Origin of the sequence: Sorangium sp. KYC3313, from assembly GCF_052075895.1 — a bacterium.
GTDB classification, from domain to species: domain Bacteria; phylum Myxococcota_A; class Polyangia; order Polyangiales; family Polyangiaceae; genus Sorangium; species Sorangium cellulosum_B.
Genome location: NZ_CP197255.1, coordinates 2,097,007 through 2,122,631 on the forward strand (window position 1 = coordinate 2,097,007; position 25,625 = coordinate 2,122,631).

Annotated in this window: 22 protein-coding genes and 1 pseudogene; 11 read left to right on the forward strand and 12 right to left on the reverse strand. The window is 71.2% G+C overall.

Features of this window, described 5'->3' with window-relative positions:
• Positions 1-236 precede the first annotated feature (236 nt).
• Positions 237-782, reverse strand: a complete 546-nt coding sequence (gene rsmD, locus ACSRUE_RS08200) for a 16S rRNA (guanine(966)-N(2))-methyltransferase RsmD (RefSeq protein WP_437763548.1) — start codon at positions 780-782, stop codon at positions 237-239.
• 37 nt (positions 783-819) lie between these two features.
• On the reverse strand, positions 820-1,926 hold the full coding sequence (locus ACSRUE_RS08205) for a hypothetical protein (protein ID WP_441290528.1): 1,107 nt from the start codon (positions 1,924-1,926) through the stop codon (positions 820-822).
• 337 nt (positions 1,927-2,263) lie between these two features.
• Here ACSRUE_RS08205 and ACSRUE_RS08210 point away from each other — a divergent pair, with 337 nt between their 5' ends.
• From ACSRUE_RS08210 to ACSRUE_RS08225, 4 genes are all read left to right on the forward strand, one after another.
• Positions 2,264-3,691 (forward strand): phosphomannomutase/phosphoglucomutase, encoded by a 1,428-nt coding sequence (locus ACSRUE_RS08210; protein WP_441290529.1) that lies wholly within the window; start codon positions 2,264-2,266, stop codon positions 3,689-3,691.
• 2 nt (positions 3,692-3,693) lie between these two features.
• The gene (gene prmC / locus ACSRUE_RS08215; protein WP_441290530.1) at positions 3,694-4,575 is read left to right on the forward strand and encodes a peptide chain release factor N(5)-glutamine methyltransferase; all 882 of its coding nucleotides are present in this window, start codon (positions 3,694-3,696) and stop codon (positions 4,573-4,575) included.
• Positions 4,576-4,810: 235 nt separating this feature from the next.
• Positions 4,811-5,191 (forward strand): phage holin family protein, encoded by a 381-nt coding sequence (locus ACSRUE_RS08220; protein ID WP_441290531.1) that lies wholly within the window; start codon positions 4,811-4,813, stop codon positions 5,189-5,191.
• The gene (locus ACSRUE_RS08225) at positions 5,188-5,688 is read left to right on the forward strand and encodes a hypothetical protein (RefSeq protein ID WP_441290532.1); all 501 of its coding nucleotides are present in this window, start codon (positions 5,188-5,190) and stop codon (positions 5,686-5,688) included. The genes ACSRUE_RS08220 and ACSRUE_RS08225 overlap by 4 nt, the downstream gene beginning before the upstream one ends.
• Here ACSRUE_RS08225 and ACSRUE_RS08230 read toward each other — a convergent pair.
• From ACSRUE_RS08230 to ACSRUE_RS08265, 8 genes and pseudogenes are all read right to left on the reverse strand, one after another.
• Complete coding sequence (locus ACSRUE_RS08230) at positions 5,673-6,368, reverse strand: hypothetical protein (RefSeq protein WP_441290533.1); 696 nt, start codon at positions 6,366-6,368, stop codon at positions 5,673-5,675. The two genes, ACSRUE_RS08225 and ACSRUE_RS08230, sit on opposite strands and share 16 nt — an antisense overlap.
• A 564-nt stretch (positions 6,369-6,932) precedes the next feature.
• Entirely contained in the window at positions 6,933-7,511 is a 579-nt protein-coding gene (locus ACSRUE_RS08235) for a hypothetical protein (RefSeq protein ID WP_441290534.1), read from the reverse strand.
• A gap of 908 nt (positions 7,512-8,419) precedes the next feature.
• Complete coding sequence (locus ACSRUE_RS08240; RefSeq protein ID WP_441290535.1) at positions 8,420-8,902, reverse strand: hypothetical protein; 483 nt, start codon at positions 8,900-8,902, stop codon at positions 8,420-8,422.
• 28 nt (positions 8,903-8,930) lie between these two features.
• Entirely contained in the window at positions 8,931-9,617 is a 687-nt protein-coding gene (locus ACSRUE_RS08245) for a hypothetical protein (RefSeq protein WP_441290536.1), read from the reverse strand.
• Positions 9,618-9,864: 247 nt separating this feature from the next.
• Positions 9,865-10,860 carry a hypothetical protein gene (locus tag ACSRUE_RS08250; RefSeq protein ID WP_441290537.1) on the reverse strand — a complete coding sequence of 332 codons (996 nt, stop codon included), beginning with the start codon at positions 10,858-10,860 and terminating at the stop codon, positions 9,865-9,867.
• 351 nt (positions 10,861-11,211) lie between these two features.
• The gene (locus ACSRUE_RS08255; RefSeq protein WP_441290538.1) at positions 11,212-12,195 is read right to left on the reverse strand and encodes a hypothetical protein; all 984 of its coding nucleotides are present in this window, start codon (positions 12,193-12,195) and stop codon (positions 11,212-11,214) included.
• Positions 12,196-12,901: 706 nt separating this feature from the next.
• On the reverse strand, positions 12,902-13,723 hold the full coding sequence (locus ACSRUE_RS08260; protein ID WP_441290539.1) for a thioredoxin family protein: 822 nt from the start codon (positions 13,721-13,723) through the stop codon (positions 12,902-12,904).
• 164 nt (positions 13,724-13,887) lie between these two features.
• Positions 13,888-14,690, reverse strand: a pseudogene (locus ACSRUE_RS08265) (IS5 family transposase).
• A 198-nt stretch (positions 14,691-14,888) separates the two neighbouring features.
• Here ACSRUE_RS08265 and ACSRUE_RS08270 point away from each other — a divergent pair.
• From ACSRUE_RS08270 to ACSRUE_RS08280, 3 genes are all read left to right on the forward strand, one after another.
• Entirely contained in the window at positions 14,889-16,181 is a 1,293-nt protein-coding gene (locus ACSRUE_RS08270; protein ID WP_441290540.1) for a sensor histidine kinase, read from the forward strand.
• Positions 16,178-16,726, forward strand: coding sequence for a response regulator transcription factor (locus ACSRUE_RS08275; RefSeq protein WP_441290541.1), 549 nt, complete (start codon positions 16,178-16,180; stop codon positions 16,724-16,726). Before ACSRUE_RS08270 ends, ACSRUE_RS08275 begins: the two co-directional genes overlap by 4 nt.
• A gap of 68 nt (positions 16,727-16,794) precedes the next feature.
• Positions 16,795-18,624 carry a glycoside hydrolase family 15 protein gene (locus tag ACSRUE_RS08280; protein WP_441290542.1) on the forward strand — a complete coding sequence of 610 codons (1,830 nt, stop codon included), beginning with the start codon at positions 16,795-16,797 and terminating at the stop codon, positions 18,622-18,624.
• 217 nt (positions 18,625-18,841) lie between these two features.
• Here ACSRUE_RS08280 and ACSRUE_RS08285 read toward each other — a convergent pair whose 3' ends face one another.
• Positions 18,842-19,534 carry a hypothetical protein gene (locus tag ACSRUE_RS08285; RefSeq protein ID WP_441290543.1) on the reverse strand — a complete coding sequence of 231 codons (693 nt, stop codon included), beginning with the start codon at positions 19,532-19,534 and terminating at the stop codon, positions 18,842-18,844.
• Between the two features lie 1,012 nt (positions 19,535-20,546).
• Between ACSRUE_RS08285 and ACSRUE_RS08290 the strand changes: the two genes are divergently transcribed.
• A complete protein-coding gene (locus tag ACSRUE_RS08290; RefSeq protein WP_441290544.1) occupies positions 20,547-21,170 on the forward strand; it encodes a hypothetical protein in 624 nt (207 codons plus the stop codon).
• Here ACSRUE_RS08290 and ACSRUE_RS08295 read toward each other — a convergent pair.
• On the reverse strand, positions 21,152-23,257 hold the full coding sequence (locus ACSRUE_RS08295; RefSeq protein WP_441290545.1) for a carotenoid oxygenase family protein: 2,106 nt from the start codon (positions 23,255-23,257) through the stop codon (positions 21,152-21,154). The genes ACSRUE_RS08290 and ACSRUE_RS08295 overlap by 19 nt on opposite strands.
• Positions 23,258-23,501: 244 nt before the next feature.
• On the opposite strand from ACSRUE_RS08295, the gene ACSRUE_RS08300 reads away from it, so the two are divergent.
• The 3 genes from ACSRUE_RS08300 (at position 23,502) to ACSRUE_RS08310 (ending at position 25,599) form a co-directional block, all read left to right on the forward strand.
• Positions 23,502-24,623, forward strand: a complete 1,122-nt coding sequence (locus tag ACSRUE_RS08300; protein WP_441290546.1) for a site-2 protease family protein — start codon at positions 23,502-23,504, stop codon at positions 24,621-24,623.
• Positions 24,624-24,708: 85 nt separating this feature from the next.
• Positions 24,709-25,125, forward strand: a complete 417-nt coding sequence (locus tag ACSRUE_RS08305) for a hypothetical protein (protein WP_441290547.1) — start codon at positions 24,709-24,711, stop codon at positions 25,123-25,125.
• Positions 25,126-25,158: 33 nt separating this feature from the next.
• A complete protein-coding gene (locus ACSRUE_RS08310; protein ID WP_441290548.1) occupies positions 25,159-25,599 on the forward strand; it encodes a hypothetical protein in 441 nt (146 codons plus the stop codon).
• The last annotated feature ends 26 nt before the right edge of the window (positions 25,600-25,625 follow it).

The following is a 25,625-nucleotide window of genomic DNA, read 5'->3' on the forward strand; positions in this document are numbered from 1 at the left end:
TGAGAAGTCCTCCCGGAGAGACGCGCGAGGTCCGGCCGCTTCGGCGGGACCGTCGTGCGCCGGAGCCGAGACGCGGGCGCGTCCGGCGGGGCGAGTCTACAAGGGCGGGCAGGGAAGCGCGCCAGGAAACTGGATGCGCCCCGGATGAACACGACAGCGCTGCGCGGCGCGGAGGGCTGCCCGCGCGTGGCTGCGCGCAGGCGGCTCAGCACGCGTGGCTGGCGCGCGCAGGCGGCTCAGCGCGTGTAGAACGACACCGCGGTGTCACCGTAGGCGCGGCTCGCGGCGCAGGTGAGCCCGGCGATCTCCGGGGAGGGATCGCGGCGCGCGTGCTCGAGGACGAGGCGCCCTTCCGGGGCGAGCAAGCCGAGCGGGCCGGCGAGGCGCGCGGCCGCGGCGGCGGCCCTGGCCAGGACGGCGTAGGGTGGATCGAGCAGGGCGAGGTCGAAGGGGCCCTCGTCGCGGAGCAGATCGAGCGCGCGCTCGACAGGGAGCGGGACGACCCGCGCCGCCTCGTCGAGGCCGAGCGCGGCGAGGTTCTCGCGGAGCACGGCGAGCGCGGGGCGGCCGCTCTCGACGAAGACCGCGCGCCGCGCGCCGCGCGAGAGCGCCTCGATGCCGAGCGCGCCGGTGCCGGCGTACAGGTCGCAGACGACCGCGCCGGTGACGTCGCCGAGCGAGGAGAAGAGCGCCTCGCGCACGCGGTCCGCCGTCGGCCGCGTGCCCTCGCCGCGCGGCGCGGCGAGCCTCCGGCCGCCGAGCCGGCCGGCGATCACCCGCACGGTCGGCCCCCCGTCATCGCGGCCAGCGAGGCAGAGCTCACCAGCGGTACGTCACGTCGACGCCGCCGCCGCCGAGGCCGACGCTGGGCTGCACGCTCCAGCCCGTGCGCTCCGCGGGCTGGCCGTCGCTCGTCACGAGCAGGTACGCGCCGACACCCGCGGACGCCACCGCCAGCGGGTAGAAGACGTACTGGAGCGCCATGAACGTGTCGGCCCTCTCGCAGAGCTCGATGCCCTTGCGGGCCGTCTTCGCGTCGGCGGTGAAGTCGTCCTGGATGGCCCTGCGGTTCTCGAGCGCGCAGACGTCATCGACGTTCTCCGTGAACAGCCCTCGATAGGCCATGTACCGCGCGTCGTTCTGGATGCTCGCGACCTGGACGGAGCTGATGACGGCGACGGAGCCGAACACCGCCCCGGCGCCGAGGCCGATGAACCCGCCCATGCGCTTCCAGTTGGTCCGCGTCGATTCGGCCGGCATCTGGCTGAGCGCGACGTCCGTCGTGGCGACGGGCAGGACCACGACCGACGCCTGGGAGTCGAGGAAGCCGGCCGACTTGACGCGCACGTCGTGCGGCCCGGCCGTGACGGTGAAGGTCGCCTCGCCGTTGTGCACGTTGCCGGCGGGCTTCCCGTCGATGAAGACGCTCGCCTGCGCGGCGCCCGTCCTCACGCGGAGAGCCCCGCTCGGCGGCCCGCCGGTCAGCGTCGCGATCGCCTGCGCGGCGATCTTGCGGAGCGGCTCGTCGTTGGCCTCGGTGAGGTTCGCGCTGTACTTCACCGGCACGCTCGATTCGGGCTTGCCGCGGGTCCAGAGGTGCAGCTCGCCCTCGACCTCGGTGTCGCTCTTGCGGAGCATGCCCCAGATGTAGCGGTCGCTCTTGATCTGGTCGGCGATGCGGGCCTGGCAGCCCGCGTCGGGACGATCGTCGCACTGGAGGGAGAGCGTCAGGACCTCGAGCGAGAAATCCTCCTCGCTGACCGACCACCCCGGGGCCTCCTTGATGGCGGAGCGGAGCGCCTGGGTCAGCGCGCCGGCCTGGTCGTAGGCGTCGTCGGTCCGGAGGACGACGACGGTGATCGGTAGGGCGGTGGGCGACGGCTCCGCGGCGCGGGCGGCGTTGCTGCAGGCGAGGAGGGCCACCACGGCAGCGAGACCGGTCCTCTGTGGGCGCGTCATCATGTGGTCCTGGGCTCCACGCGCCCAAGTTACCCGTCCGGCGGCCAGGAACGCAATCCGTGAGCCGGCGAGGCGGCGCGGCGGGGCGATCGCGATGTCGGCGCGGCGAGGCGGCGAGGCGAGGCGGCGCGATCGCGATGACGGCGCGGCGAGGCGGCGGCGAGGCGGCGGCGAGCCGGCGAGCCGGCGAGCCCACGCTGCGCGCGCGGCGTTTTTCGTTTCGCCCACGATTGCTCCGTGTCAGAGCGTCCCAGGCGCCGGCCCGCCTCGCAGCGCGGGCGCCGCGCGCTCCTCTGCCTGGTCCATGAAGGTCCCCCGACACATCTTCCGCGAGTACGACATCCGCGGCGCCGCCGAGCGCGACCTCACGAGCGAGCTCGCGCGCGAGCTCGGCGCCGCGTTCGCCCTGCTCCTCGGCCGCGAGCTCGCCGCGGGGGCGCCTCCTCGCCGGGCCCGGCCGACGGTGGCGGTCTGCCGGGACGGCCGCTTCTCGAGCGACCGGCTGTTCTCCGCCCTCACGGACGGCCTGCTCGCGGGCGGCGCCGACGTGATCTCGGCGGGGGTCGGGCCGACACCGCTGCTCTACTTCGCGGCGCACCACCTCCACGCCGACGGCGCGATCATGATCACGGCGAGCCACAACCCGGCGCCGGACAACGGGTTCAAGCTCATGCGCGGCAAGGCCTCGTTCTTCGGCAAGGACATCCAGGCGCTCGCCGACCTCATCGAGGAGGGGGGCGCCGATGGCCGGAGCGCCGCGGCGGCGCGGGGCGCGCTCACCGAGGTCGATCTCGCGGAGGACTACATCGCGGCGGTGCGCGCCGCGTCCCGCCTGTCCGGCACCGACGTCCGCTTCGTGATCGACGCCGGCAACGGCGCGGCCGGCCCGCTCGGCGTCCGGACGCTCGCGGCGCTCGGCTTCGCGCCGGACGCGCTCTTCTGCGACATCGACGGCCTCTTCCCGAACCACCACCCGGACCCGACCGTGCCCGAGAACCTCGAGGCGCTCCGCGCCCGCGTGCTCGCGACCGGCGCCGCGCTCGGCGTCGCGTGGGACGGCGACGGCGATCGGATCGGCGTGGTCGACGAGCGCGGCGAGGTGCTCTGGGGGGACAAGCTGCTGCTCCTGTTCGCGCGCTCGCTCCTCGCGGAGCGCCCCGGCTCGGCCGTGCTCGGGGAGGTGAAGTGCTCCGAGACGCTCTACGCCGACATCGCCGCGCGCGGCGGGCGCCCCATCCTCTGGAAGACGGGCCACTCGCTCATCAAGACCAAGATGAAAGAGGAGGGCGCCCTGCTCGCCGGCGAGATGAGCGGGCACATGTTCTTCGCCGATCGGTGGTTCGGGTTCGACGACGCGATCTACGCGACGGTCCGCCTGCTCGAGATCGTCGCCCGGGCGCGGCGGCCCGTCGGCGAGCTGCTCGCCGACGTGCCGGAGACCTTCGCCACCCCCGAGATCCGCGTCGACTGCCCCGACGCCGTGAAGTTCGAGGTCGTCCGCCGCGTGACCGAGCACTTCCGCCGCGCCCGTCCGGTCGTGGACATCGACGGCGCGCGCATCGACTTCGGCGGCGGGGCCTGGGGCCTCTGCCGCGCCTCCAACACCGGCCCGATCCTGGTGCTGCGGTTCGAGGGGCGGTCCGTCGCGGACCGCGACGCGGCCCGCGCCGAGGTCGAGGCCGTCGTCACCGCCGCCGTCCGCGACGCCGTCGCCGCCGCCCCGCTCCCGTGACCATGTCCTCCGAAGGCGAGCAGCAGAGCGAGGCCTGGACGATCCGGCGCGTGATCACCTGGGCCACGGGCGACCTGAAGAAGCGCGGCGCGTCCTCGGCGCGCCTCGACGCCGAGCTCCTGCTCGGCAAGGTGCTGGGCATCGATCGCGTCGGGCTGCTCATCGACGCCGAGCGGCCGCTCGACCGGGCCGAGCTCGCCGCCTACCGCGAGCTGCACCAGCGCCGCCGCGCCGGCGAGCCGGTTGCCTATCTCCTCGGTGTGCGGGAGTTCTACGGCCGCCCGTTCCGCGTCGATCCGCGCGTGCTCATCCCCCGCCCCGACACCGAGATCCTCGTCGAGGTGGGCCTCGCCCGGACGAGGCACCTCGCCCTCTCCGCGCGCGTGCTCGACCTGTGCACCGGGTCCGGCTGCGTCGCCATCAGCCTGGCGTGCGAGCGGCCGACCAGCCGCGTCCTCGGCATCGACATCTCGGACGGCGCGCTCGCCGTGGCCCGCGAGAACGCGCTCCGCCTCGGCGCGGTCAACGCGGGGTTCCTGCGCTCGGATCTCCTCGACGGCGCGCCTTCCGGCGTTCGCTACGACCTGATCACCGCGAACCCACCGTACATTCCGGACGAGGACGTCGCCGCGCTGCAGATCGACATCCGCGGCTACGAGCCCCACCTCGCGCTCGCGGGGGGCCCGGACGGCCTCGTCTTCACGCGCCGCATCTTCGCGGGCGCGCCGGCCTTGCTCGCCGCCGGCGGGGTGCTGGCCGTGGAGGTCGAGGCCGGCAAGGCGGGCGCGGTGGCCGAGCTCTTCACCGCGGCGGGGTTCGGCGACGTCGCGAAGCACCTCGACTACGGCGGGCACGAGCGCGTGGTCTCCGGCGTCCTGCCCTGATCGCCCGCCGCCCGGGGGGCGGGTGGCCGCCGCGGCCGCGCGGCGCGCGCCTCCGCGAGGGCCGCGCAGCGCCCGTGCCCTCCGCGAGGATGGGGCTGGCGCGCTGTATGCACAGCGACGCACGGCGAGGGTGGCGTGGCGCAGTCGGTGGCGGGGGCTCGGTGGTGACCCGCGCGCCGCCGGCTGCCTGCGCCGCCCCCGAGCGCGTTCACGCTGCGAGGCGAAGAGGTGTCCCATGAGGCAGGTGGATCCCAGGCCGGAGAGCTCGACGGCAGATCTCGTGAAGGAGGCGATCGCCGAGGCCAGGGAGCTGATGCAGGTCGAGGTCGCGCTGGCGCGCGACGAGATGAACGAGGAGATCTCGCGGGCGAAGGCGTCGTGCGTCGCGCTCGGCGCCGCGGCGGCCGCGGCGCTCCTCGGGGTCGCGCTGGTGCTCGTCGCGATCGCGCTGGCGATCGCGCCGGAGCCGCTGCCGGCGCTGCTGATCGGGCTCGCGTTCATCGCGCTGGCGATCGTGGTGGGCGTGGTCGGCTACCAGCGCGTGCCGAGGAGGCCGCTCGAGAGGACCCGGGGCCGCCTCGGGGCGGACGTCCGGCTGGTCCGGGAGCTCGTATGAAGGGGCTGAACGGTCAACGCGCCGACTTCGAGCGCAGGGCGGACGAGCTGCGCGACCGGCTGATGCACACGATCGAGGCGCTCGATCGGCGGCGCCACGCGCTCGTCGACGTGCGGTCGCGGGTGCGCCGGCACGGCCCCGAGGTGCTCGCCGGCGGGCTCCTGCTCGCGATCGCGGGCGGCGCGGCGGCGATCGTGTTGATCAAGAAGGCCCGCGCGCGCAACGAGCGGCCGGGCGGCGAGCGCCTCCGCGCGCTCGTGCGCTTCTGGCGGCACCCGGAGCGGGTGGCGCCGCGCGGCAAGCCGAGCGTGTCCCGCGAGATCGGCCGGAGGATCCTGGTGGGCATGGCGTCCTACATGGCGATGCAGCTCATCCGGCGCGGCGTCCGGCGCACGCTGGCGCTCCCGGAGGGGGACGCGCAGGCGCGGCGGAGCCCGCTCGCGCTCGGCGCCGCGGCGTCGAGGACCAGGCCGCCGTCCGGTCAGGGCCCGGTGTAGAGGGCGGTGCGCCACCCCAGGTAGAACCCTGGCTGGCGGACCGACGTGCTCCACGTGTAGTCGGCGTAGAGCCACGGGCCCATCGCCACCTTCCAGAGCCGGATCCCCTCGTAGAACACGCCGCCTCCGATGCGGGCCGGCAGGGCGCCGTCGATGACCTCGGCGCCGTCGGCGTCGGAGGTCGTGTACGCGACGCCCGTGCCGGCGTCGAAGGCGACGCCGACGTCCCTCCACCGATCCGCGAGCGAGAAGAGCGGGAAGACCTCGGTGTGGAGCATGAACCCGCCGGCGAGGGAGGCGTGGTCGGCCGCGCTCAGGCCGTGTCCGCCGAAGGCCGCGCCGAACGTGAGCCAGTCCGCGAGCGCACCGCCGATCCAGACATAGCCTCCGGCGCCGATCCCGACGCCGGTCTCGGTGTAATGACGCTGGAATCCGATCTTCTGGACGTCGTTCTGGAAGCCGGCGGCGCTCCCGAGCGCCAGGCCTCCGGCGATGCCCGCGGCGAGCCCGCCGCGCCGCACGGCGGATCTGGGCGCGAACAGCGGGTCGGCGGCGGGCGTCTCTCCGGACGCCGCCGGCTGCGCCGCGGCGGCCGCGGGGAGCAGGCTGAGGCCAAGGAGCGCCGGCAGCGCGAACGCGCGCGCGCGTCGGAGGTGGCGGAGGTGGGGACACGTCGCCATGGGCTCCCTTTCCTATACGATGACGGCGAGGGCGGCATCGCAATCCGGCGGCGCGCTTCGCTGGTGCGCCTCGTTTCATCCAGGGGTCGCGAGTTTACGTGAAGCCCGGCGGTTGCCCCCAAGGGGCACCGCCGGCCTGCGCCTCTCTCCCGAACGATCGCCGCTCGGCCGCCTTCTCGCGTCGAGTGTCGGCTACGCGCTGATCCAGGTGGCCTCGTAAGGAGGAGGCGATCGCGGGGGCGAAGTGCTTCCGTCAGGTCGCGGGGGATGGACGCTGCGATGTGCTGCCGCTGATGGATGGGCCGCCACCCTCCTGAGCGCGCCAGCTGCGAACGCTACACTGATACAAGAATTGTTCGATGTGACGGCTGTCTGAAGCCTCCGGTTTGAGTTTCAACTCTCCGGGGAGGCTCTCGACAGGTGATGTCCGGAACCACATCGGCGCCATCCGCATTCCAGACACTCGCCCGGCGCATCCCGGACACCCGCATCTACTGAAGCGAATCTGAGTCGACGTGGGCGCGATCTCCATGGCGGGAGTGCCACGTCGCTCGCCCCGGCGCTTCAGGGGGCCTGACAGAACCTGTTGAGGCTGTCGACGATGGGGTCTTCCTGCCTGATCGCTTTCTCGATCGCGGCCTGGGCGCGGTTGCTCTTCTCCGCATCGTTCGCGTCGGCCGCCGAGGCGAGGTCGCGCGCCGCCTTGGCGAGGTCCTTGGCCATGGCCTGATACTCGCCCGAGAACTTTTGTAGTTCGGCGGTGGTCAGCTTCACCTGCGCCGCGTCGGCCGCCACCTTGTCCATCGCATCGGCCATCATCTTCAGCTCGCTCGACCCGCCCTGGTCGGTGCCGGCCTTGGTACCTTTCTCGATGCTCTGAACGCCATTGTTGGCAACCGCGATGAGCGCATTGCACTCCGATACTTTGGCACGGCGAAGAGCGGCGGGGTCGGGCGCCACGCACACGCACGGCTCCCAGCGGGCGCCATCGGCGGCGCACGCCTGCGCGCCCTGTTGGACGCCAGGGCAGACGCACGTCTGCGTGGACCCCGGAACGCATGCCTTCTCCTCGCCCTTGCAGGCGGTCAGCGTGAGGAGAATGGCGGCGGTTGCGAAAGCGGCGAGCGGGCTGGGGCGCGTCATCGCCGCATGATGCCGCGCGCAAGCGCTCGGCGGCAAGGTCCGTCCACGACCTCGATCCTTTCCCGGGGTCGCCGTCCTCGCGCAGGTAGACGTCCACCTCGCCGCGCTCGGCGACGGGCTCCACGCTCACCACGTCGCCGTAAGGGCGTTTGCCGGCGAGACCAATCGTCAGTGAATGTCCACTCTGGAATACTGCGCTCGGTGACCGATCAGCTGCTGCCGAAACAACATGGTTCGTCAGATAAAGTATCGCTGGAGATTTCCGGCGATTACACCTCCGATAGAAAGGAGGAAGCCAGATGGAAGCACTAGCAGCAGCGTTCTTGCTGGGCATCGTCACCGCGTTGGCGTACCTGCGGCACGTCCCACCCGCCCCCCGCTCGTAGCATCGATAGAACCCAGGCATCGTTCGATGCGGCATACCCTGAAGCTGCACGTCGAGCATGGGGATAATACCATGCCAGTCCCACCCAACGCGCCCGGAGACAGCAGCAGTACGGCCGCTGTCTCCGGGCGCCAATCCTAGTGACAGCCGTCAAACAGGCTGTAATCACGCATGCTGGCTATGACAGCGGCTGTCCTAGCCGACTCACTGAGACCGAGCGGACGATCTCTCAAGTGGTACACTAAGGGCCTTAACGAAAGAGCCCGTCTGTAGCTGGTCACTACGGACGGGCTGCAACACACCCTGTGGAGGCCCACAGAGCGCGCGTCGCAGCCGCATCATGGGCCGACCCGGTGTTGACGCTCAGGCTGTCCGATGGTCCGCCGAGCAGGCTGCTTGATGGCCATCGGACAGCCTGAGCGTCAACAGCCGGGCGCGTCGCGGCGCCCCTGCCTCCGGCTCAGGAGAGGGCGCGCGTGCCTCGCCGCCGGCGCGCGTCGAACCCGGCCGCGCCCGCCGTGCGCTACTCGTTCTCGCACTCCTTGACATGAAACGATGCGGAGACGAGCAACGCCGGATGGCCGTCGAGGACCCGCTGGAGCTCGCAGTCGGCCGCAGAGAACTCCACTTCGTGCGGATCGCCGCCGACCGTCGCCACGACGTCGCAAAACCCGGCATAGCGCTGATATTTCAGCTCTGCGATGACGTTCGGAGATGGCTCCCCATTGTCCCTCACCTTGCTGACGAGCAACGCGATCGTCTTGAGAGGCGGATCGCCGTCGCGGGCGCGGTCCAGAGTCATCGACAACCCGCCATCTTTGGTATTACACGCGGTTGACCACCGCTCTCCCGTCTTCACGAACCGTTGGCCATCGTCGCCGGTGTCCAGGACCAGGGTTTCGTCGTCGAGGAGGACGGACGCTTTCCCTGCGATGTCCGGGTAGTTCTCGCATGCCATCGCAGGCAGCGATAGCATGACCAGGAGCGTGCGCCGCATGCTCGACATGCATGGCCTCATAGTCCGCATGGCTGCCCTAGGTCTCGGGAAAGGAGCACACGACGTGAGGCTCACGTCGCTCCAGGGTGCCGATGACGGCCGGAACGTTGGGGGAGCAGGCGCCCGGCGCCGCCTCCACGAGCGAGGCCCGCACGGCGCTGAGCGGGAGGGACGAGCGGATGCCCGCACAGGGAGTCTCCCCGAGCCCGGCGGAGAGCGCCGCACCCACGCGGTCGTTGCACGCGCCGTCCCCATACAAGAGGAGCTCGGCGATGCACGTGCCTCCCGCCGGCGGACCACATTCACACGGAGCGCAGGCGCGGTGGTCGATCAGCTCCTCGAAGAACTCGTGGCGGGTATATCCATCCCAGCACGTGCCGTCGCTGCTGGCCTGCATGCAGGCGGTGAACCCCGGCGGCTCGTGGGCGGTGTCGCCGGCGCACACCCGCACGAACCTCGCAGCGACCAGCGGCGGCTCGGGTGTCTCCGACGGCGCGCACGGCGAGAGCGCCGGCGGATCGTAGACGATCGACGCGAGCTCCTCGGGCGCGACGGGCGATGGCAGTGCGGCGCACGTCCCATCCCATCCGTCGCCGGCATCGACGCTCACCGAGCTTCCGCCGCCGGGGCAGTCCAGCGAGTCCACGGTCAGCCTGGAGGGCAGCTCGCACGCGGCCGGGCCGCACGCGCATCCGTCGCACGTATCCAGTGGTTCTTCGGGCATCCAGCCCTCCCATCGGGGCGGTTGTTCGTCGGCGCAAGGCGGTGCCTCGTCCTTCGGCCCCACCCACATCCACAGCACGGGGTACGAGTCGGGCGGCGGGGTCATCAACGGCACAAACGATTCGTCCTCACACGCAAGCAGCGGTATCGCGGAGAGAGCCAGCCACATCAGCCGTCGCATCGGTCGATCCTCCGTGCGAGCTTCACGAGACGCACCGATGATGGCCTGCAGGGGGCGTGGCTGGCGCTCACCATCGAAACCGTATCTCTGCGCCATGGGTTGCCACCCGGATCTGCGTGTCGCTCGGCAGCCACACGTACACGAGGGTGCCCACGCCGGCCGTCGCCCCGACGACCAGCGCGCTGGTCCCGAGAACGCGCATCAGCTTCGCGGTGGCGGCAGCATCAACGAACTCCTTGTAGTCAGGCTGAGATGCCGTGCCATCTGTCGGCCCCCTGTAAGCCCGATCCCAGGCAGCCGTCGCCTCCTGCTTATACCCCTGCGCGCTCTGCAGGCACACGGCGCCCGTGACCAGCAACCCGACGGAGGCCATCGTGCCTGTGACGACCATTCGGAGATCCGGCCCGGGCCGGGCTGCCCCCTGCGGCGGCTCCTTCGTCGCCGTAGGCCCAGGAGCCTTAGGCGCAGGCGCCCGCTGCGGCGTCTGCGCCTGCGCGCGATCCACCGGCGCCGGCTTGTCGAGCGTGAGCGGCACCGGCTTCGACTCGCCTGCCTCCACCTTCACGCTCGTGCGCGCGACCTGACCATCCTCGCCGACGGCCGTCACCTCGTGCTGGCCGGGCGGCACGTAGACGCGGCTGCTGCCATGCTTCACCCCGCGGCCGTTCACGAGCATGCCCACGACGCCGGGCGCCGGCACGAGGACCATCTCGCCCACGCGCAATCGGGCACGGGCGAGGTCGGCGTGACGTCGCTCGTACAGGCTGCGCTCCTGCTTCGTGCGGGGGGCCGGCATCTGGTCGACGCACTGCGACAGCTCCACCATGGCCTCCGCCCAGTGGCCCATCCGCGCGTCGAGCTGCCCCATGGTGCACATCGCGACGTTCGACCGCTCGATCTCGTAGACCTCGGCCCACAGCTCCCGGGCCCGCGCGATATCGAGGCGAGCCACCGCCGCCTCGGCCTCGCGGATGAGCTCCTTGACGGGCCGGGAGCGCTCGGGAGGCGCCACCGCGCGCGCGGTGGCGCTCGTGAACAGCACGAGGAACAGCGCTGTTCCCAACGGAAAACAGGCTGCTGGCCGAGGACTGCGCATATGCACCACGCTGGTCTCCCGATGGCACCCGCCGCACGCGACAGCATGCGGCGGCGCGAAGCCCCTCTTAACATCGCCCGTGCGTGCGTGGCCAGACGTTTCCGGATCGCTGGAGGTTCCAGGGACATCGAGATTTGCATTGCATCTCGGGGGACGAAATTCTCATCGGGCGCGCATCGACGGCGGTCCCGTGAGGGCATCACCGCTGGTTCCGGACCGGCGAGGTGCGACTCGCGTCACTCCAGGCTGGCGATGTCGATCCTCCACGAGAGGTTCACAGGGCACCTCGATGATCGCCCGCAGCGGCGCGGCCGGCGCTCACCATCGCACGCGAACCCCCACGCCTTGCGTTCCCGCCCCGAACTGCGTGTCGTTCGGCAACCAGACGTATAAGAGTGTGCCGACGCCCGCCGTCGCGCCCGCGAGCATCGCGCCGGTCCCGAGGACCCTCATCAGCTTCGCGCTGGCAGGGTCGTCGATGATCGTCCCGGAGTCAGGCGGAGGCGTCGCGCCCGCGATCCTCGGCTTGCCTTCGTGAACCTCGGCGGCCTTCGCCTCCTGCTCAAGCCGCTGCGCGCTCCGCGTGCACACGGCGCTCGCGGCCAAGAGCCCCGCGGAGCTCAGCGCGCCCATCACGATAGTCCCGAGATCCGGCCCGGGACGGGTCACCCCCTGCGGCGGCCCTTTCGGCGCCGCCGGCCGCGGAGCCCGAGGCTCCGGCGCACCCTCCGGCGCCTTCGCGCGGTCCTCCAAGGCCGGCGCCGGCTTTGCAGGCTCGTCGAACGTGAGCGGCACCGGCTTCGACTCGCCTGCCCCCACCTTCACGGTCGCGCGCGCGTCCTGCCCATCTCTCCCGACGGCCGTCACCTCGTGCTGGCCGGGCGGCACGTGGACGCGGCTGCTGCCGTGCTTCACCCCGCCGCCGTTCACGAGCATGCCCACGACACCAGGCGCCGGCACGAGGACCACCTCGCCCACCCGCGCCTGGGCACGGGCGAGATCGGCGTGACGCCGCTCATACAGGCTGCGCTCCTCCTCCGTGCGCGGGGCCGGCATCTCGTCGACACATTGCGACAGCTCCACCACGGCCTCCGCCAAGCGGCCCATCCGGGCGTCGAGCTGGCCCATGGCGCATACCGCGAGGTTCGACCGGTCGATCTCGTGGACCACGGCCCACAGCGCCCGGGCCCGCGCGATATCGAGGCGAGCCACCGCCGCCTCGGCCTCGCGGATGAGCTCCTTGACGGGCCGGGAGCGCTCGGGAGGCGCCGCCGCGCGCGCGGTGGCGGTCGTGAACAGCAAGAGGAACAGCGCTGTTCCCGACGGAAAACAGGTTGCTGGTCGAGGACCGCGCATGCACCACCCTGGTCTACCGACGGCGCTCGCCGCACGCGACAGCACGCGACGCCGCAGCGTCCCTCTTCACTAACATCGCACCTGTGTCCATGGCTAGACGTTTCCGGATCGTCGGAGGCCTCGAGGGACATCGAGATTGGCATTACGTGTCGGGGGCGGAAATTCTCATCCAATGCGCATCTATGGCGGTCCTGTCCGGGCATCACCGCTTGTTCCGGACCGGCGAGCTCGTATACGCTGGGACGCGACGGGAGGGAGCGCCCAGGAGGGGGCCGGTAAGGATGGGGGCCCACGAGCTCTCGCGCGCGGCGATGTTCGTCGAGCGACCTGCTGAAAGCCGCTCCAGACGTCGAAAGGCATGGAAAAGGCCGTGAGAAAACAGCTTGGTATCACATTGTTGATCTGCGCTCTTTCTCTTCATGGGTCAGGCTGCGTTGCGCCGTGCCCGGTGGTAAAGGAGCCAGGCTGTGACACGACGGATCCAGACCACGAATGTCGCGATATCTGCGTGGGCGAAGTGCGGGTGGACGACCCTGAGGAGGGCGAAGATGCGCGGGAACCTGATAGCCCGGAAAGTGACGCTCAGGAGGGAGGTCAACCTTCCGACGAGGCCGCGGACGCAAACAAGGGATGAAAAGCAGACGAGCGCGGCTCAGCGAACGTCGCCGGCCGAAGCCTGGTCACCCCGCGGCAAGTCCGCGCTCGACGGCGAGCTTTGCCCCGACATCGCGCCCCGAACCCATGCCAGGAGCTCTGGATACGTATGATATTTCCTGATTCGCGCCACCTCCTCGCCATCCTTGAGGAGGACCAGCATCGGGAAGGTCGTGATATCGAACCTCTCGATCAGCTCCCGGTGCCGATCGGCGGTCACCCTCCCGACCCGGATCTCGCCTCGATGATGGCGCGCGAGCTTCTCCAGCTCGGGCGCCATCATTTTGCAAGGTCCGCACCAGTGGGTCATGAAGTCCACCAGAACAAGCCCGCGGCTGGTTTCAGCGTCGAAGTTCGACTGTGTGAGGATGGAGACGTGATGTTCCTCCCTCGCATTGCGGGGGCCTGCGCCTGTCAGGCCACGAACACACTCCAGCAGACCCTCGAAGTAGTACCTCCTTAAATAGATCGCCGGCAAGAGCTCCTCCGGCCTCCCGCTCTGCAGGAGACCGTAATATTTCCCGTCCGCGGACTGCTTCTGCGGGTTCCCCATCAGGAGCTTGAATGCCTGCATCCTGGACAGAACCTCGCGATTGCCGTCAGCGCAACGGTCGCGCGGATTGCCGGGAATATTGGAGGGGGATTGCGCGTAAACTTCGCCCTCGAGCAGGTCCAGCCGGTGCAGCTCCTCTTCGAGCCGCATCTCGTCCACCACCACGGGGCTCGCCGCGGGAGCGGGCTGCCCGTGCCGAGATCGCGCGCCACCAGCGCCGCAGCCTGCCGCCGCCAGGAACAAGAGCGCGAATGCCGCTTCTTTCATGGCGCTCAACCTACGCCTGGCCTTGCTCGGAGACCACAGGGATCCGGTAGCTGTCGCAATTGCTCGGCGGGAGTCCGCATGAAGGCGGGGAGGTGATTGACCCTTTCGTCCCGCCTTCATGATCGAACATGATCGAATACGACCACCACCACGACTAAGAGCGCCTAACAAAAGCCCGTCGGGATATAGTTGAGGCAGATCAGGCATACGGCGAGCAGGAGGAACGCTCGGTGAATGTCGGCACGGCGCTCATACCGCACGGTCAAGCGCCGGAAGCGCCGGAGCCAAGCGATCGTCCGTTCGACGACCCAGCGGTAACGGCCGAGTTTCTCCGACGACTCGATGCCCTTGCGAGCGATGCGGGGCACGATGTGGCGCAGATGACAAGCCAACCGCAGGGCCGGGTCGTCGTAGGCCTTATCGGCATGCAGTTTCTTGGGGCGGCGCCGCGGTCGGCCGCAAGGACGCGCGATCGGCGGCACCGCGTCCACCATAGGAGTGAACATCCTCGAGTCATGGACGTTCGCCGGCGTCATCTCGACGGCGAGCGGGATACCATTCTGATCGACCAGAAGGTGATATTTCGTGCCCGGCCGGCCGCGATCCGTGGGGTTCGGGCCAGTTTTTTCACCCCCCTTTTTGCCGGAACCAGCGAGGCATCCAGCGCAGCACGCTCCCAGTTGATCCTATCGGCTTCGCCGAGCTCATCGAGCAAGACCTCGTGGAGCCGATCCCAGACGCCAGCCTGCTGCCAGTCGCGCAACCTGCGCCAGCACGTCATGCCGCTGCAGCCGAGCTCTTGCGGGAGATACTCCCAAGGGATCCCGGTCTTGAGCACGAACAAGATACCGGTCAGCGCGATCCGATCAGGCGTACGCGGCCGGCCCCCCTGCGGCTTCGGCTCCGTTTTCGGCAATAGAGGTACGATTCGTTCCCAGAGTTCGTCCGGCACCAACAGCTTGCCCACGCTGTATTCTGCCGCACCATCGGCTTCCCTCAAGCAAGCGGGGTGAACGGGCTTTTGTTAGGTGCTCTAAGACCAGGAGTACGACTACGGCCACGGCCGCGCCGGGCTGAGGTGGGGACGGGGCGAAGAGCGAGGTGACGGGGCGCGGCGCTCGCCGCATCGAGCGCCGCGCCCGGGCGTTCGCGCTATAGTCCGGCCGTGACGCACGAAGCTTCCCTGGAGCGGGCGCCGGCGGGCGGGATCGTCCTCCGGTGGCTCGTCGGGCTGCGCTGGGCGGTGTTCGCGCTGCTCGCGGCGACCCTGGCCGTCGACGAGGCGCTGTTCGGCTACCACGTCCGGTACGCCATCGCCGTGCCCATCCTGGCGCTGGCCGCCGGGCTCAACCTCGCCCTCGACCGTCGGGTGCGCTCGGAGCGGGGCGCGCAGACGGCCCTCGTCGCCGGCGTCGTGGCGCTCGATCTCGTCGCGATCGCCGGGGTCCTCGCCGCGTCGGGCGGCGCGGGCAACCCGTTCAGCGCCCTCTTCTTCGTGCACGTCGCCCTCGCCGCGGCGCTCCTGCCGCCGCGGACGACCTTCGCGCTGGCCGCGCTCGCGGCCTGCCTCTTCGCGGCGCTCTTCGCGCTCCCCGCCGGCGCGTGTTGCCCGAGCCACCCGGAGCACGGCGCGTTCTCCACCCACCTCTACGGGATGCTCCTCGCCTTCGTGCTGAGCGCGGCGCTCGTCGCCCACGTCCTCCTGAAGATCCGCCGCGCGCTCGACGAGAGCGCGGCCGAGAACGCGGCGCTGCGCCGGCGCGCGGAGGAGGCGTCCCGCTTCCAGGCGCTCGGCGCGCTCGCGGCCGGCACCGCCCACGAGCTCGGCACCCCGCTCGGCACGATCGCGGTGCTCGCCGGGGAGAGCCTCGGCGACCCCGGATCGAGCGACGCCGCGCAGCGCCGCGCCCGGACGATCGCGGAGCAGGTCGAGCGCTGCCGCGTGGTGATCGCGCGCATGCGGGCGGACGTCCGGGCGAGCGACCTGCGCGCCGGGGTCGACGTCGGCGAGGCGGCCCGGCGCGGCGTCGAGGCCTGGCAGGCGGCGCACCCCGGCGTCGCGGTCGAGGTGCGCGCCGATCTCGCGCCGCGCCGCACGGTGCCGCTCGACGCGGCCGACGTCGAGGCGGCCCTGTTCGCGCTGCTCGACAACGCGCTCGAGGCGCTCGGGCCGAGCCCCGCGGCCGCGGAGCCGATCGTGGTCACCGTCGGGGACGAGGGCGGCGCGCCGGTGATCAGCGTCGAGGACGGCGGCGCGGGCGTCGCGCCCGGCCTGGAAGGGCGGCTCGGCGAGCCGTTCGTGACGACCAAGGCGCCCGGCGAGGGCATGGGCCTCGGGCTCTACCTCGTGCGGACGCTCATCGAGCAGGTCGGCGGCTGCCTCACCGTGTCGCCGAGGCAGGGGCCTGACGAGCGCGGCACGCGCGTCGCCCTGCGCCTCGCGCCGGTGGACTCGTGAGCTCCGAGGCCGCCGGCGAGCCGACGCTGCTCATCGTCGACGACGACGCGACCTTCCGGACCGCGCTCGGGCAGGCGCTCGGCAAGAGCGGGTTCGCGGTGTCCCTCGCCGCCAGCGCCGAGGAGGCCGCGGCGATGGCCCGAGGGCACGTGTTCGAGTACGCGCTCGTGGACGTCCGGATGCCGGGGCAGAGCGGGATCGACCTCGTGGGGACGCTGCGGAGCATGGATGACGGCATCCGTATCGTGGTGTTCACCGGATACGGCACCATCGCGAACGCGGTGGCGGCGATCCGGGCCGGGGCGGTCGATTACCTGACCAAGCCGGTGGACGCCGCCCAGTGCGCGCGGTCGCTGCTCGGCGTCGCCCCGAGCGCGCGCGGCGAGGACGACGAGGACCTGCCGTCGCTCGATCGGGTGGAGTGGGAGTACCTCCAGCGCGTGCTCGCGGACTGCGAGGGGAACATCTCGGAGGCGGCGCGCAAGCTCAGGATGCACCGCCGCTCGCTCCAGCGGAAGCTCTCGCGCCTGCCGCCGAGGTCGTGAGGGCGTGGCGGGGAGGATCGACGAGAGGCGGTGCCGCTCGGTCGAGCGGGCCCTATGATGGAGAGGCCATGCCCTACAATCCCATCGAGTCCTACGGCGTCATCGGCGACATGCACTCCGTCGCGCTGGTCGGCATGGATGGATCCATCGACTGGTGCTGCCTCCCTCATTTCGACTCCCCGAGCGTGTTCGCGGCCATCCTGGACGACGAGCGCGGCGGCCGCTTCGCGCTCTCCGCGGCGGACGGCACGCCGCGCAACAAGCAGATGTACATGCCCGACACCAACGTCCTGCTCACGCGCTTCCTCGGCGCGGACGGCGTCGGCGAGGTCTGCGATTTCATGCCGATCCACCGGGACACGTACGGCGCCTACCGCCGCGGGATGCACCAGATCGTCCGCGTCGCGCGGGCCGTCCGCGGCGCGGTGCGCTTCCGGCTCGCCTGCCGCCCCGCGATCGACTTCGCCCGCCGCCCCCACCGCCTGATCCTCGACGACCCGCGCGGCGCCATCTTCGACTCCGATGGCCTCGACCTGGCGCTCATCAGCCCGGTCCCCCTGTCGAGCGACGGCGCCGGCGGCGTCACCGCCGACTTCGTGCTCCAGCCGGGCGAGTCGGCCACGTTCTCGCTGCGCCAGGTCGAGGACTGGACGGAGAGCGCCGATCTGCTCGCCAGGCCGATCGACGGCGAGGACGCCCTCCGGCGCACGGTCGCCTTCTGGCGGTCGTGGCTCGCCCGCTCGCGCTACAAGGGGCGCTGGCGCGAGATGGTCGACCGCTCGGCGCTCGTCCTCAAGCTGCTCACGTTCGAGCCGACCGGCGCGATCGTCGCCGCGGCGACGACCAGCCTGCCCGAGGAGATCGGCGGCGTCCGCAACTGGGACTATCGCTACGTCTGGGTGCGCGACGCCGCGTTCACGCTCTACGGCTTCCTCCGGCTCGGTTACACCGAGGAGGCCGCGCGCTTCATGGAATGGCTGAGCGCCCGCGTCTCCGAGGAGGACGGCCCCACCGGGCCGCTGCAGCTCATGTACGGCATCGACGGACGCCACGAGCTGCCCGAGGTCGCGCTCACCCACCTCGACGGCTACCGCGGGTCGCGGCCGGTCCGCGTCGGCAACGGGGCGACGACGCAGCTCCAGCTCGACATCTACGGCGAGCTCATCGACTCGGTATATCTCTTCGACAAATACGGATCTCCCATCTCTTATGATTTCTGGCGCGAGCTCCGGCGCATGGCAACCTGGGTGTGTCAGAGCTGGGAGCAGGCGGACGAGAGCATCTGGGAGGTGCGCGGCGGCAAGCAGCAGTTCGTCTACTCGAAGCTCCAGTGCTGGGTCGCGCTCGACCGGGCGCTGCGGCTCAGCGACAAGCGCTCTCTGCCGCTCGACCGGCAGCGCGTCGCGCGCGCGCGCGACGACATCTACGAGACGATCATGGCGCGCGGCTGGGACGCGCAGCGGAGGACGTTCGTGCAGGCCTTCGGCTCGAGCGCGCTCGACGCGAGCAACCTGCTCATGCCGCTCATGCGCTTCATCTCCCCCACCGATCCGCGGATCCTCGGCACGCTCGACCGCACGCTGGAGGAGCTCGCGAGCGACACGCTCGTCCACCGCTACGAGCTCGGCAAGGGCGCGGGCGACGGCCTGACCGGCAAGGAGGGCACGTTCAGCATCTGCACCTTCTGGCTCGTCGAGGCCCTCGCGCGCGCTGGCCGCCTCGACGACGCGCGCTTCATCTTCGAGAAGATGCTGACGTACGCCAACCACCTCGGGCTCTACTCCGAGCAGATCGGGCCGAGCGGAGAGCTGCTCGGCAACTTCCCCCAGGCGTTCACCCACCTCGGCCTGGTCAGCGCGGCGTTCTACCTGGATCGCGCGCTCGGTCAGGGCGGCTGAAGGTCGGATCTGGGTCCTCGCGCGCTCCCCGCCGGCGAGCGGCGGGGCGTTGCGTATGCGCGAGCGGTGGAGGGGAGAGGGCGGCTACCGGCCGCCCGGGAACTCCAACCCCGGGCGGCCGGCGCGCGCGAGCCTGGTCAAAGGAGGGGGCTGGCGCGGCGCCGAGGGATCCTGCGACGTGGAGTCCCTGGCGCCGGCCAGCGTGACGGGGATCAGATCACCAGAAGCCGCCGAAGCCGCCGCAGCCGCAGCCGCCGAACCCGCCGATCGGAATGATGGACGTCGTGCAGTTCGTGAACGACGAGACGAGAGCGCCGCCGCCGAAGCCGCAGCCGAGGCCGCCGAAGCCGCCCCAGCCGCCGAAGCCGCCCCAGCCGCCGAAGCCGCCCCAGCCGCCGAAGCCGCCGCCGAAGCAGCGCTCGCCCTCACGCTGCCCGGTCTCCTGCCCGACCACGCCCACCTGCCCCAGGCCGGCCTGGCCGATCTGCGCCTGGCCCGCCTGGCCGATCTGCGCCTGGCCGATCTGAGCTTGCGAGAGCTCGGACGCCTGGCCGAGCTGCGCCGGGCCTTGCTGCGCGTATCCGCCCTTGGTCGGGTAGCCGCCCTTGCTCGGGAGGCCCTTGCTCGGAAACTCGCCCTTGCTGGGAAGGAGCCCGCCCTTGCTGGGGAGCATCGGAACGCCCTTCGAGGGCAGACCCTTGCTGGGGGGCAGACCGAGCTTGCTGGGCCCCATCTGGCCGACCTGAGCCTGAGCCTGCGACTGGGTCGCGTACCCACCGCGCTCGTCCGCCTCCAGCGCGCTGTTCGCGGAGTCGACGCTCTCGTCATCCATATCGAAGTCGTCGTCCGCGCCGACCGCGCACCCGGCACCGAGCGCCAGCATCATCGCGAAACCCATCGTCTTGTGCATCGAGATCATTGGTCCTCCCCGGTGTTCCTGATGAGCCTTGCGGCCCCCGAACACCTTGGTGCACCCCAGAGCAGGCTGTGTGCCTCGCTCTTCTGTGCAGAGGCTGCCGCTTCGCACAGCATGGATTCGCGGGATGGCGCCCGCGAATCAGGCGCTCCTCGCATCTGCGCTCCCCTGGGATTTCTCCGCGATTCAATCGCGGTGGATCCGGGCGAGCGCGGCGCTCGCTGGAGCGGCGTCGCGATGATGATGGATAGGATAGAAGGCGCCCCGCCGCGCGCCGCGCGGGAAGAAGAAATGCGAGCGCGGCGCCCCCGCGCGGTGGCCGTGGCGAGCGGAGGTGTCCTCAAAACAGGGTGAACCTCCCTCCGGATCCAGAAAAGAGCGGGCTCACGACGCGTCGACATCACGGGACGTCAACGGACGTGATCGAACCCAAACGGACGTGATCGGACGTGATCGGACGCAGGCGGATGGGATCGGACACAAACGAACGTGATCGGGCGAGCTCGATGGCGCCGTCCAGGCGAGACATGCGCCCTGCGCCCTGCCTGCTCAGCGCCTCGCGTCCCGACACGTTTGTGCATCTCTCCGCCCGTGACAGCGGAATTGTCGCTTCCGGTCGGAATCGACCGCGCCGGAGCGCGACGCGACGCGACGCGGCGAGCGGGCGACGAGACCGCCCGCGTCGCAACAAGCCACTCCCGCGGCGCCGCTTTCCTGCTCCGGCGGCGGACGGAGTCGAATCGGCTGTTATTCCCACTTGCGCAGGACGTTCTGTAAATGGTCCAGTGGAGGATGTCGGTGACGGGGAGGGCGCATCTGATTGTGTAGTTTGCCCCACGGCTCTCGACGACTCGGTGGCGGGTTGTCTCATGTCGTCCGGGACGCTGGCTCTCCAGCGTGCTCGGCGTTGGCCGAACGGCGGTGGTGGAGCGCCGGATCGAGCTGCCTTGGCCAAGATTTGCAGGATCGGCGCGCGTCGGTCGCGGCGCTGTAGCAGAGCAGAAACATGGTCCAGCGTCGCATCGCGGCCGTCGCCGCCTATCTGCCGGAGCGCGTCGTCACGAACCAGGAGCTCATCACCAGCTATGGTCTCCCTCACGCTGCGGACTGGCTGCACGAGGCGACGGGGGTCGCGGAGCGGCGCTTCGCCGGCGCGACGGAGACCACGCTTTCCATGGCCGCGGCGGTGCTGCGGGAGCTCATCGAGGTGGGGCGGCTCCGCGATCCCTTCGTCGATGTCTTCATCATGACGGGCGACGACGGCGGGGGAGGGGACGCCGGCGGGGCGGCCTTCGCCGCGTGCATGGCCGGCCTCGTGCCCGCGCTGGCGATCGATCTCACGCCCGCTCAGGGCGGTTTTGCGGCGGCCGTCGAGCTGGCGAATCGGCACCTCGACAGGGGGTGTCGTCGCGTGCTCATCGTGGCGAGCGACGTGCGGTCGCGGCGCCTGCGCGAGGGGCAGCCATGGGGCAACCACCAGATCACGGAGATCCTGGGAGACGGCGCCACGGGCGTGCTGCTCGAGCGGGTCGACGGCCTCGGGGCCGAGGTCCCCCCGCGCTGCGCCGAGCCGCCCTCGTCTCGCGGCTCCCAGCCGTTCCTCTCCGCGGCTCACGCGAACCGCGGATAGACCTCCTCCTCGAAGAGCGTCTTCACCTGCTCCCCGGGGGCCTCTGCCACGAACTCCTCGTAATCCTCCCGCACGGGCACCCTGTATCCACCCCTCCACGGCGCGACCGAGTTGAGCCACGCCGTGTGGAGGGTCAGCCCCGGCCGGAACGCCGGATGTCCCAGCTTGCAGAGCGGCCCGCGCGCCAGGTTCGTCGCGTCGAAGATCCAGACCTCCGCGCGGCACGGCGTCGCGACGATCGCCACGACGTACCCGTCCGTGTCGGCCCCGCTGCCGCCGCGCCGCGGGACGAACTGCAGCGAGCTGAGCCAGCACCCCACCGCGCGCCGCGGGAACTCGTAGCGATCCTCGATCCGCATCGCGCGGTGGTTGAACCGGAACAGGCTGTCGGGGTGGCCGCCCTCCGCGCGCATCCGGCGGAGCGCCGGGAGGGGGAGCGACCTGTGCGGGTGCGCCGCGTAGAGCCGGTCGATGAACTCGGTCGACAGCTCATCCCATATCCCGCCGCCGCGCCAGTAGACGTTCTCGAGGCGATCGGGCGGCATCCACGACGCGCCCGTCTCCCGGTACGCATAGAGGCCGACGCCGAGCGCCCGCGCGGCGTCGGCGAACACCGCCTGGTCCACGACGCGCTCGGCCGCCGCGTCGAGGGTATACCGGCCGATCCGGTTCACGTCCGCCTGCCCGAGCGGGAACAGGCCGCGCAGGCGCGGCGGCGCCGGCGTCTTGTCGGCGGCGTGCCGATCGCAGGGCCGGAGCCACTCGCCGTGATCCGTGGCGCAGTTGTGCGCCGCGTGCACGGTGATGCGGTCCCCCGCGTCCTCGTAGTCGACGAGGAAATGGAGAGTCTCCAGCGGGACGACGACCCGCTTCACCACGACCGGCCCGCCGCCCGGCCGCAGCGCGTCCCGCCGGACCAGGTAGAACGTCGTGCTCGGCTCGTGGGGCATCGTGAGGAGCGACCGGACGAGGCGCTCGACCCCGGGGCTCTCCTTGGAGCCCCGGAACGCCACGCTCTCCAGGCCGATCCTGAGCGCCGTGTCCGCGAGCACGACCCAGCGCCGCGTCAGGCCGATCTGGTGCACGCTCTGCTCGATGCGCACCGGCGCGCCGCCCGGCAGGACCAGCGCGTGCCGCTCGGGCTCGTTGTGGCCGTCCCATCGCAGGAGATGCACGAAGTCGCCCGCCGGCTCGTCGAGCGCCACGCCGCCGAAGCGCGCCGCCTGCCGCGCGAGGAGGTCGCCCGGCCCAGCCGGCGCGCTCGGGCGGAGGCGCGCGGGCAGGAGCTCGATCGCCCGCTTGGCGAACGCCTCGATCCGATCCGCCCTCGGGCGGACGAGCTGCTGCTCGATCATCGACGCGGCCGCCGCGGCGAGCCGATCCCAGGAGCGCGGGAGCGCGCCGAGCTCGTCGAGCCGCGGCAGCGACGCGACGAACAGGTGGAGGAGCGAGCGGCCGTAGTTGACGGTGAGGAGCTCGCCCCGCTCCGCGTCGAAGCATGGGTGCGCGCTCGAGAGCGTCATCGGAAAGGGGTGATCGACGGGCGCGGCCGGGTACCACGTGCTGTTGCGCCCGACCGGCGTGACGAGCTCCAGCGTGGCCGGGTCGATCTCGTAGGGCCTGCCCGTGTCGCTCGTGACGAGCAGGCGCGCCGGCGCGCGCGGCGCGTGCATGGGCACGAACGCGGTGTTGAGGTGGTTCCGCAGGCCGAGGTGCGGCGAGAAGCGGAGCAGCCCTGCGTCGCGGAAGCCGAGCGCCTCGAAGCGCGTGCCGGCGCGCGAGGCGGCGTCCGCGTGATAACAGGGCGTGCGCGCGATCCTCGAGGTCAGCCGGACCGCGCCGCCGCGGCCGAAGTCGAGCCGGTAGATCATCCCATTGCCATTGAGGATCGGCGCGCCGTCCGCTCTCGGCAGGTCGCCGTCCACCGAGCCGACGGGCCCGATCGCGAACACGTGGCCCGTGAGGTCCCTCGGCACGCCGCCGGCGTGGGGGGACTCCAGGACCGCGAGCTCGACCTTCGTCAGCTCTTCCGTGCTCGCTGCCATCAATGCATCGGGGACGCGCTGGCGCATGACGACCTCGGTCACACCAAGCTACGCCAATCCGCGCGCCGCGTGGGCGCCGCGCTGCGCCGCGCGCCTCCGAATGCGCTCCCCTCGCCGTGAGTCCCGCCTGGGACGGACGCGCGCCGGCGCCCTCGCAGCGTCGCGCGCCGCTCTGCATTGCGTGGCGGGGCCGCGCGGCTGCCCTGGTCTTCCGCGCATTGGCGCTGTCCCGGCGGCTTGCGAAGGTGCTTGTCGGCCCCATCTGTACCTGCGGATCAGGAGGCACATGTTCGACCAGGGGCTGACAGTCCTGCGGATCCGTGGAATCCCGATACGGCTGCACATCACATTGCTGATTTTCCTGCCGTACGTGGCCTATCTGGCGTCGTCGCAGTTCTCGGTGATCGCGTCGTCGCTCGGGATTCCGCGCGAGGAGATGCGCCTGCCGCCGCTCGCCTGGGGGGCGATCCTGGCTGTCGGGCTGTTCGTGGCGGTGCTCGTGCACGAGCTGGCGCACTCGTTCGTCGCGCTCAAGAACGGGATCCGGGTGCGCGCGATCACGCTGATGATGCTGGGCGGCGTCTCGCAGATGGAGCGCGACGATCCCGAGCACGAGGCGTGGATGGCGTTCGCCGGCCCGCTCATGAGCTTCGGTATCGCGCTCGCCAGCTACGTCGCGTATCGGCTGCTCCCGGCGCCGGCGGAGGTCGGCGCCGCGCTCGTGGCCTTCGCGATCACGAACGCGCTGCTCGGCGCGTTCAACCTGCTGCCGGCCTTCCCGATGGACGGCGGCCGGGTGCTGCGCGGGCTGCTCCAGCGCCGCCTCGGGCGGGCCCGCGCGACGCGCATCGCGACGGCGATCGGCAAGGTGATGGCGGTGGCCTTCGGGCTCTTCGGCTTGCTCTCGTGGAACCTGATCCTGGTGCTCATCGCGATGTTCGTCTACATGGGGGCGTCGGCCGAGCAGGCGCGCTCCAGCACGAACGAGCTGCTCCGCGGCATCCCGATCGCGCGGCTCATGACCGATCGGCTCGGCGAGGCGTATGCGGACGAGAGCCCTCGCGCGGTGGCCGAGCGGCTCCTGCGCAACAACCTGGTCGGCGCGCGGGTCATCGACGATCCCCGGGACGGCGCGGGGCGCCGCGAGATCGGCGTCGTCACGGTCTGGGATCTCGCGCGCCAGCTGCAGGGCGGCGCCGCGCCGGCGACGGTCGGCGCGGTGATGCCCGTGGATGTGCCGAGGGCGCACGCGGACGACGACGCGTCCCGCTCGTTCGACGCGCTGGCGAGCGGCGAGGCGAGCGTGATCGCGGTGCTCGACGAGGGCGAGCGCGTGATCGGCCTGGTGACGTCGGCGGAGATCCAGCGCGCGCTCGCGCTCGCCGGCGCGCTCCGCGCGGCCCGGTGAGCGCCGCGCCGGCGGAGATCCGGAGATCTCGAGTCGCGCCGCGCTGGCACTCGCGTTGCTGAGTTGCGCCCCGAGGAGCAATGACGTGAAGCAGAGCAACAACGTGACTCCGCCCGTGCGAGGGCGGTCCAGATCTCTCGGTGTGACGAGGGCCCCGCTCGCGGCGGCTGCGCTCGTGGTCGGCGCCTCGCTGCTCATGGGGTGTATGGGCACGGTCGGGACCGAGGGGGGGTTCGTCGTGTCCGGCGTTCCGGCGGTGCGCGCCGAGATCGTCCCGGTGGAGATCGCCGCGTATCCGCGCGTCTTCTTCCGCGGGACGTACGCGTACCTGGTCGACGGCCGCTGGTATTACCCGACGAACCGGGGCTGGGTCATCTTCGAGGAGGAGCCCACGGAGCTCCAGCACTACAGGCAGACGTACCGGACGTCGCCGCGGTACGTGCCGGAGCGCGAGCTGAGCTATCCGCGCGAGCGGGGGCGCCGTTACTACACACCGCGTTGACAGCGGGGCAGCAGCGAAAGGACGGGTACGAGGATGAATCAGGAGAAGAGCGTCTTTCCCCTCTGCGGCCTCGCGTTATCGAGCTTCCTGGCCCTGGGGTGCATCGTCGACGTGGAGCCCAGCTCCCAGCGCCGGCCGCGGCCCGTGCAGGCCGTCGGCAGCCTGACGATGGAGTGGACCGTGGCGAGCCGGATGGATTCGCGGGCGTGCTTCCAGCACAGCCGCGGAGGCGCGGATTTCGAGCTGATCGTTTACCGGGGCAGCCGCGAGGTGGCGAGAGACTACGCGCGCTGCGACGACTTCAGCATCACCGTGGATCTCCCGCCCGATGAGTACACGGCCACGGCGACGCTCGTGGAGCGTGGCAACGACCGCCCCGTCACCACGACGCTGCAGGTGGAGGCCATCCATATCGTGCGCGGCGCGACGCTCAACCTCGACGTCGATTTCCCGCCGAGCTCGTTCCTGCGATAGCAGGTCGCTCGATTGGATGTGGACGA